The following is a 7,004-nucleotide window of genomic DNA, read 5'->3' on the forward strand; positions in this document are numbered from 1 at the left end:
CGGATCGGCCTTGGGCAGGTGCAGGACCATCTGCATCGCTTGCACCATGGCGGGGTCGTCCGGATCGCCCGCGCCGTGGTAGCCGCGCGCCAGTTCCGCATGCCGGGCATGGAATGCCGCGATATCCGATGTCGCCGCGGCGAGCGGGTCGGCCGTGGAATTCTCTGCGCCGCGCCCGACTTCGGCGCCGCATTCCGGAATGCGCGTCATCACTGCACCTCGATCGTCAACGAAAACGTCCGTGCCGGTGCCAAGCCCTGGTCCCACGGACGCGTGTACTCCATCTTCAACGCGGTCACACCCGCCGCGACACCCACGAAGTTCCATACGGCGGTGCCACCCGCGCCCGGCGCGACCGGCACGGCCGGATCGGGTTCGTAATCCGCCTCGCCGTCCTGCCGGACCGCGGACGAATCCCTCTGCGCGACACTCCAGGAGTATCCGGTCGACGGGTTGGCAGGCAGGGCGACCACGAGACGCTGTCCGACCAGCAGCCGCCGCTGCTGCCCGTCGTCGGCATCACCAACCCGCACAACAGGTTTCGCGTCCTCGGCGGGATGGGTCTCGCGCGAGTCGTTGCCGCAGCCCGCAACCACCGAGCAGAGCAGCAGCACCAGCAGGGACTTGCGCACCTGTCCTCCGATCGGCGAATGATCAACTCGCGGCGAGCCTACCGATCGGCGATCCGCGCAGCGGCAGGCCGCCAGTCGTCCGAGTGCTCGGTTCCGGACCGCTCACCCCAGCGGAACGCGGCGCAGCAGACCGTCCCTGGCGTCGGCGGCCTCCACCTCGTGCCGGGTGACCCCGAGGATGAACAGGACGGCGTCCAGGTACGGATGCGAGAGCGCGGCGTCGGCGACCTCGCGCAGCGCGGGCTTGGCGTTGAAGGCGACCCCGAGCCCGGCGGCGTTGAGCATGTCGATGTCGTTGGCGCCGTCACCCACGGCGACGGTCTGTTCCATCGGCACCCCGGCCTCGGCCGCGAACTTGCGCAGCGCGGTCGCCTTGGCCGCGCGGTCGACGATCTCGCCGACGACGCGGCCGGTCAGCTTGCCGTCGATGACCTCGAGCGTGTTCGCCTGCACGAAGTCCAGTTCCAGTTCGTGCGCCAGCGGCTCGATCACCTGCCGGAAGCCGCCCGACACCACGCCGCAGCGGAAACCGATCCGGCGCAGGGTGCGAATGGTGGTGCGTGCGCCAGGGGTCAGCTCGATCCGGTCGGCCACTTCCTCGATCACCGTCTCGTCCAGCCCGGCCAGCGTCGCGACCCGCTGCCGCAGCGATTCGGCGAAGTCGATCTCCCCGCGCATCGCGGCTTCGGTGACCTTGCGGACCTCGTCCTCCACGCCCGCGTGCGCCGCGAGCATCTCGATGACCTCGCCCTGGATCAGCGTCGAGTCGACGTCGAACACGATCAGCCGCTTGCCCCGGCGGGCCAGCCCGGCCCGCTCCACGGCGACGTCCACCTGCTCGGCCACGGCGACCTCGGCCAGCGCCGTGCGCAGCCGCGAGTCGGTGTCCGGGCCGGAGTCGGTCGCGGTGACCAGCAACTCCATGCCGGTCACCGGGTAGTCGGCGATACCGCGAATGGTGTCGATATTGGCGCCCAGGACGGCCAGTTGCCGTGACACCGCGCTGAACGCCCGGGCGGTGACCGGGCTCCCGAGGATCACCACCGCGTGCGTGGACATCGGCTGCCTGCCGATCGCCGCGTCCACCTCCACGTCGACGTGCATGCCGACGGTGTTCATGGCCTCTTCGAGTTCGTCCTGCAACGCCTCGGCGTCGGTCGGGCAGGTGACCAGGACGCCCAGGGTCAGCCTGCCCCTGATCACGACCTGCTCCACGTCCAGCAGGCTCACGTGGTGCCGGGACATGGCCGCGAGCAGCACGGAGGTCACACCGGGGCGGTCGGGTCCGGTGACGGTGACGAGGACGGTGGTGTCGGCCAACTGATGCGCTCCATGTTCGATGTTCGCCGTCGCTGTGCTGGACGTCGTTGTCGCAACGCACGGTGCGTACTGATCTCCACAAACGATCTCCACAAACGAGTGTGCACCCGCTGATGACCAGCGGGTGCACACTCGTCGCGATGAATCCTACGGCGGGGCCGGACGTCGCCCGTGCGTTGCCCCGGCGCGGAAACGCCCTACTTCGCCAGGGCGTTCGGCTCGTGCAGCTCGGTCGCGTGCTTACCCGCGCCCCAGCCCACGTGGGCCTCGGCGCGCATGCGCTCGACCATGTGCGGGTAGTGCAGCTCGAACGCGGGGCGCTCGGAGCGGATGCGCGGCAGCTCGTAGAAGTTGTGCCGCGGCGGCGGGCAGGTGGTGGCCCACTCGAGGGAGTTGCCGTAGCCCCACGGGTCGTCCACGGTGACCACCTCGCCGTAGCGGTAGCTCTTGAAGACGTTCCACAGGAACGGCAGCATCGACGCGCCGAGCACGAAGGCGCCGATCGTGGAGATCGTGTTCAGCGTCGTGAAGCCGTCGCCGGGCAGGTAGTCGGCGTAGCGGCGCGGCATGCCCTCGGCGCCCAGCCAGTGCTGCACCAGGAAGGTGGTGTGGAAGCCGATGAAGGTCGTCCAGAAGTGCCACTTCGCCAGGCGCTCGTCCAGCATCCGGCCGGTCATCTTCGGGAACCAGAAGTAGATGCCCGCGTAGGTGGCGAACACGATGGTGCCGAACAGCACGTAGTGGAAGTGCGCCACGACGAAGTACGAGTCGGTGACGTGGAAGTCCAGCGGCGGGCTGGCCAGGATGACGCCGGACAGACCACCGAAGAGGAAGGTGACGATGAAGCCGATGGAGAACAGCATCGGCGACTCGAAGGTCAGCTGACCGCGCCACATGGTGCCGATCCAGTTGAAGAACTTCACACCGGTCGGGACCGCGATGAGGAAGGTCATGAACGAGAAGTACGGCAGCAGCACCGCGCCGGTCGCGTACATGTGGTGCGCCCACACCGCGATGGACAGCGCGGCGATACCCAGCGTGGCGTAGACCAGCGTGGTGTAACCGAAGATCGGCTTACGCGAGAAGACCGGGAAGATCTCCGAGACGATGCCGAAGAACGGCAGCGCGATGATGTACACCTCGGGGTGGCCGAAGAACCAGAACAGGTGCTGGTAGAGCAGGATGCCGCCGGTCGCGGGGTCGTAGATGTGGCCACCCAGGTGGCGGTCGTAGGCGAGGCCGAACAGCGCGGCGGTCAGCAGCGGGAAGGCCAGCAGCACCAGGACGCTGGTGACGGCGATGTTCCAGGTGAAGATCGGCATCCGGAACATGGTCATACCGGGAGCGCGCAGGCAGACCACGGTGGTCAGCATGTTCACGCCACCGAGGATGGTGCCCAGACCGGACACCGCCAGGCCCAGGATCCACAGGTCGGTGCCGACGCCGGGCGAGTGCAGGATGTCGGTGAGCGGCACGTACGCCGTCCAGCCGAAGTCCGCCGCGCCGCCCGGGGTGATGAAGCCCGCGGTCGCCATGCTGGCACCGAACGCGTACAGCCAGTAGCTGAAGGCGTTCAGGCGCGGGAAGGCGACGTCGGGGGCGCCGATCTGCAGCGGAAGGATGATGTTGGCGAAGCCGAACACGATCGCGGTCGCGTAGAACAGCAGCATGATCGTGCCGTGCATGGTGAACAGCTGGTTGAACTGCTCGGTGGAGAGGAACTGCAGGCCCGGCCGGGCCAGCTCACCGCGCATCAGCAGGGCCATCAGGCCACCGATGAGGAAGAAGCCCATCGACGTGGTCAGGTACATGACACCCAGGACCTTGGGGTCCGTGGTGGTGACCATCTTGTAGATGAACGAGCCCTTCGGCCCGGTCCGAGCCGGATAAGGCCGAGTCGCTTCCAACTGAGGGACTGGCTGGGGCTCTACGGCAGTCACTGATCCTCCTGAAAGGTGCCTTCAATTCGCTCCGCAGGCTCCGCTGATCGCATCCATCCCTATGTCGGGACAGACGACAGTTCGCTTGCGCTCTTCGAATCGTAAACCCGCGCCTCCCGAGCCGACCGAACGGGTCCTACTCTCTGTCGTATTTGTTCGGCGGCACCTACGGCGCGGCCTGTTCGCGGCGCTCTCGTGGCCGCGTTCGAGCGGCCGCCGCTTGCTCCTGCACAGCGTACGCGGCGGGCCGGGGCCTTCCGTGGCACCGATGAGTTCCGTGGGCGACGGCCGTCTGTATCGGTGACACGACTTCCCTCTCGACCAGGAGACCAGCGATGACGACACCGAATGGCCGCAAGCCCGGCGACCCCTGCTGGGTGGATCTGTACACCTCCGACCTCGATCGCAGTATCGCGTTCTACCGCGACCTGTTCGACTGGACCGCCGAGAGCGCGGGCGAGGAGTTCGGCGGGTACGTCACCTTCCGCAAGGACGGGCGCGCGGTGGCGGGCGCGATGGCCAGGATGCCCGGCGACACCGACAGCCCGGAGCAGTGGACGGTGTATCTGGCCGCTCCCGACGCGCAGGTCACCGCCGATGCGGCGAGCGCGGCGGGGGCGTCGCTGGTGGTGCCGCCGATGACGGTCGGCGACCTGGGCACGATGGCCGTGCTCGGCGACGTCGGCGGCGCGGGCGTCGGCATCTGGCAGGCCGGGACGTTCCCCGGGTTCGAGACCATGGGTCTGGTGTCGGGCGGCCAGTGGCGCGACCACACGGGCGCGCCGTCCTGGTTCGAGCTGCACACCCGCGCCTACGACGCCTCGCTGGCGTTCTACCGGGAAGTCTTCGGCTGGTCGGACGTCTTCACCATCTCCGACGCTCCGGAGTTCCGTTACTCCACCATCCACGCCGAGAGCCCGATGCTGGGCGGGGTCATGGACGCCTCGGCATTCCTGCCCGAGGGCGCCCCCGCGGGGTGGACGGTCTACTTCGGCGCCGACGACGTCGACAAGTCCGTCGAACGCCTCGTCGAACTCGGCGGCTCGGTGCTCTCCCCGCCCGAGGACACCCCCTACGGCCGCATGTCCGCCGTCACCGACGCCACCGGCGCACGCTTCAGCATCGGCGGCAATCGAGCCTGATCCCATTCGATTTCGGGCCGTGGGCGGTCCAACCCGGTGCACACCGAACGCCGGTGCGCGGACGTCCACGGCTCCGACCTCACCCATGGGACGACCGGCGCCGACATGTACCCTCACTCGCATGCCGGTGAGCGACGTTTTGCATGTACGCGGCCGAATTCGCGCGGCCCGGTCCCGCAGCGGCGCGGGCGGTCACCGGTTCCGGGCGGTCGTGGCAGGGTGCGCCGCGCTCCTCGTGGCCGGGTGCGGCGGCACCACCGACGACGCCGCGTCCATCGTGCGCACCACCACCAATATCGCGGGCGCGGGCGTGGTGGGACTCGAGCGCGACACCACCCGGGCATGCGCGCTGCCGAGCGCGCCGGATCCGGCGGGCGAGGCCACCCGCAGCGTCACCCATGCGGCGGGCGTCTCCGAGGTGCCCGCCGACCCGCAGCGCGTCGTCGTGCTCAGCACTTCCGCGCTGGACGCGGTCTGCGCACTCGGTCTGTGGGAGCGAGTCGTGGGCACGGTGACGATGGACGGGCCCGGTCCGCAGCCGGACTACCTCGGCACCGGCGTGCTGAAGATCCCCGCCGTCGGCACCGCCGCGCAGCCCGACCCGGCGCGGATCGCGAGCCTGCACCCCGACCTGATCCTGGGCGAGATCCCCACGCAGTCGGCGAGTTTCGCGGCGCTACAGGCGATCGCCCCGACGGTGCTGGTCGGCTCGAACGACAGCTGGCAGGCTGAATTCGCGGCGTTCGCGGCCGGTTTGGGACGTCGCGGCGCGGCGGAGACCGCATTGCAGAACTACCGCACCGAGGCGCGCGACACCGGTGTGGCGCTGGCGGCGGGCCAGACCCAGGCGTCGGTCGTCCGGTTCACCGCCGACGCCCAGCGGGTGCAGGGCGGCGACAGCTTCTCCGGCCAAGTGCTCGCCGACGCGGGCGTGCAGCGTCCCGCGGCTCAGCGCGGCGCTTCGTTCGACGTGCACGAGGACGCGTTCGCCACGAAGGTGGAGGGCGACCTGATCTACGTGATCCTCGCGGGCCCGCAGGGCAAGAAGCACGCCGAAGCGGTGCTGCGCACCGACGAGTGGAAGGAACTCGGCGCCGCCACCGATCGCCGGGTGTTCGCCGTGGAGGACAGCGTCTGGCACGGCGATGGCCTCACCGCCGCCCGCGCCTTGCTCACCGATCTGCGCAATACGCTGAACGGCTACGTGACCGACTGACCTCACCACCACCTTGGGTGCGGTTTCCCCCACCCTGGGAGTGCGCGGACCAGCGCTGGGGTTGCTGTCGGAAAGACCCTTCGAGGACGAGATTCAGAGGTACGCCAAGAACCTCTCAATCGACTCTCGAGGACACGACATGCACACGCTGACCGATTCGCTCGCCGACAACCTGTACGCCCTGCCGATCGCACAGCCCGTCGCCGAAGTCGACCCGCAGGCGGTCGTGGTGTCCACCGCCGATTGCGACCTCACCTACGCCGAGCTCGATCGCTGGTCCAACCGCCTGGCCCGGCTGCTGCTGCGCATCGGCGCGGGGCCGGGCACCCGTATCGCGGTGGCGATCGACCAGCCGATCGAGGCCGTGGTGGCCGAGCGGGCCGCCACCAAGATCGGCGCCATCACCGTCCCGGTCACCGATGACGGCTCCTACGCGCTCGGCACCCCGGTGGGCATCACCACCAAGGACCAGCAGCCCGAGCACGCGGACCGGATCACCTGGCTGGTGCTGGACGAGCGCTCCACCCTGCAGCGCTACCTGACCAGTTCCGCCGCGCCGCTGCGCGCGGCCGACCTGGATCTTCTGCCGGCCGCCGCCTGAGCGGGCATACCCCTCCGAACACGACCCGAACAGCGATGTTCGGGTCGCGCAGTGTGCCCAATACCCCCGCAGCGCCGACCACGCCGGTCCAGAATTGAGGTGCCGCGTGCTGTGCGGCGGCAGGTACTACCGGTACCGCGGTGGCTGCGGGCG

At 69.2% G+C, this 7,004-nt stretch carries 6 protein-coding genes and 1 pseudogene; 3 read left to right on the plus strand and 4 right to left on the minus strand.

The genetic code is table 11. The features are described 5' to 3' along the window. The 4 genes and pseudogenes from ON29_RS37195 to ctaD all read right to left on the minus strand — a co-directional run. Positions 1-210, minus strand: a pseudogene (locus ON29_RS37195) (peptidyl-tRNA hydrolase); the annotation flags it as partial. Next, positions 210-632, minus strand: coding sequence for a protease inhibitor I42 family protein (locus tag ON29_RS20875; protein ID WP_040868690.1), 423 nt, complete (start codon positions 630-632; stop codon positions 210-212). The gene ON29_RS20875 and the pseudogene ON29_RS37195, both read right to left, overlap by 1 nt. Positions 633-734: 102 nt before the next feature. Next, complete coding sequence (gene serB, locus ON29_RS20880) at positions 735-1,952, minus strand: phosphoserine phosphatase SerB (protein ID WP_040868692.1); 1,218 nt, start codon at positions 1,950-1,952, stop codon at positions 735-737. Between the two features lie 197 nt (positions 1,953-2,149). After that, positions 2,150-3,892 carry an aa3-type cytochrome oxidase subunit I gene (gene ctaD / locus ON29_RS20885; RefSeq protein WP_083863925.1) on the minus strand — a complete coding sequence of 581 codons (1,743 nt, stop codon included), beginning with the start codon at positions 3,890-3,892 and terminating at the stop codon, positions 2,150-2,152. Between the two features lie 335 nt (positions 3,893-4,227). Here ctaD and ON29_RS20890 point away from each other — a divergent pair, with 335 nt between their 5' ends. The 3 genes from ON29_RS20890 (at position 4,228) to ON29_RS20900 (ending at position 6,851) form a co-directional block, all read left to right on the plus strand. Beyond that, on the plus strand, positions 4,228-5,034 hold the full coding sequence (locus ON29_RS20890) for a VOC family protein (protein ID WP_040868696.1): 807 nt from the start codon (positions 4,228-4,230) through the stop codon (positions 5,032-5,034). 121 nt (positions 5,035-5,155) lie between these two features. Continuing rightward, positions 5,156-6,250, plus strand: a complete 1,095-nt coding sequence (locus tag ON29_RS20895) for an ABC transporter substrate-binding protein (protein WP_040868698.1) — start codon at positions 5,156-5,158, stop codon at positions 6,248-6,250. Between the two features lie 139 nt (positions 6,251-6,389). After that, entirely contained in the window at positions 6,390-6,851 is a 462-nt protein-coding gene (locus ON29_RS20900; RefSeq protein ID WP_040868701.1) for an AMP-binding protein, read from the plus strand. The last annotated feature ends 153 nt before the right edge of the window (positions 6,852-7,004 follow it).

Origin of the sequence: Nocardia exalbida NBRC 100660, assembly GCF_000308575.1 — a bacterium.
Lineage (GTDB): Bacteria > Actinomycetota > Actinomycetes > Mycobacteriales > Mycobacteriaceae > Nocardia > Nocardia exalbida.

Bases quoted from the DNA above. Each gene is read 5' to 3' on its own strand.
- ON29_RS20900 (WP_040868701.1), top strand. From the start codon at position 6,390: ATGCACACGCTGACCGATTCGCTCGCCGACAACCTGTACGCCCTGCCG.
- ON29_RS20890 (WP_040868696.1), top strand. From the start codon at position 4,228: ATGACGACACCGAATGGCCGCAAGCCCGGCGACCCCTGCTGGGTGGAT.
- ON29_RS20895 (WP_040868698.1), top strand. From the start codon at position 5,156: ATGCCGGTGAGCGACGTTTTGCATGTACGCGGCCGAATTCGCGCGGCC.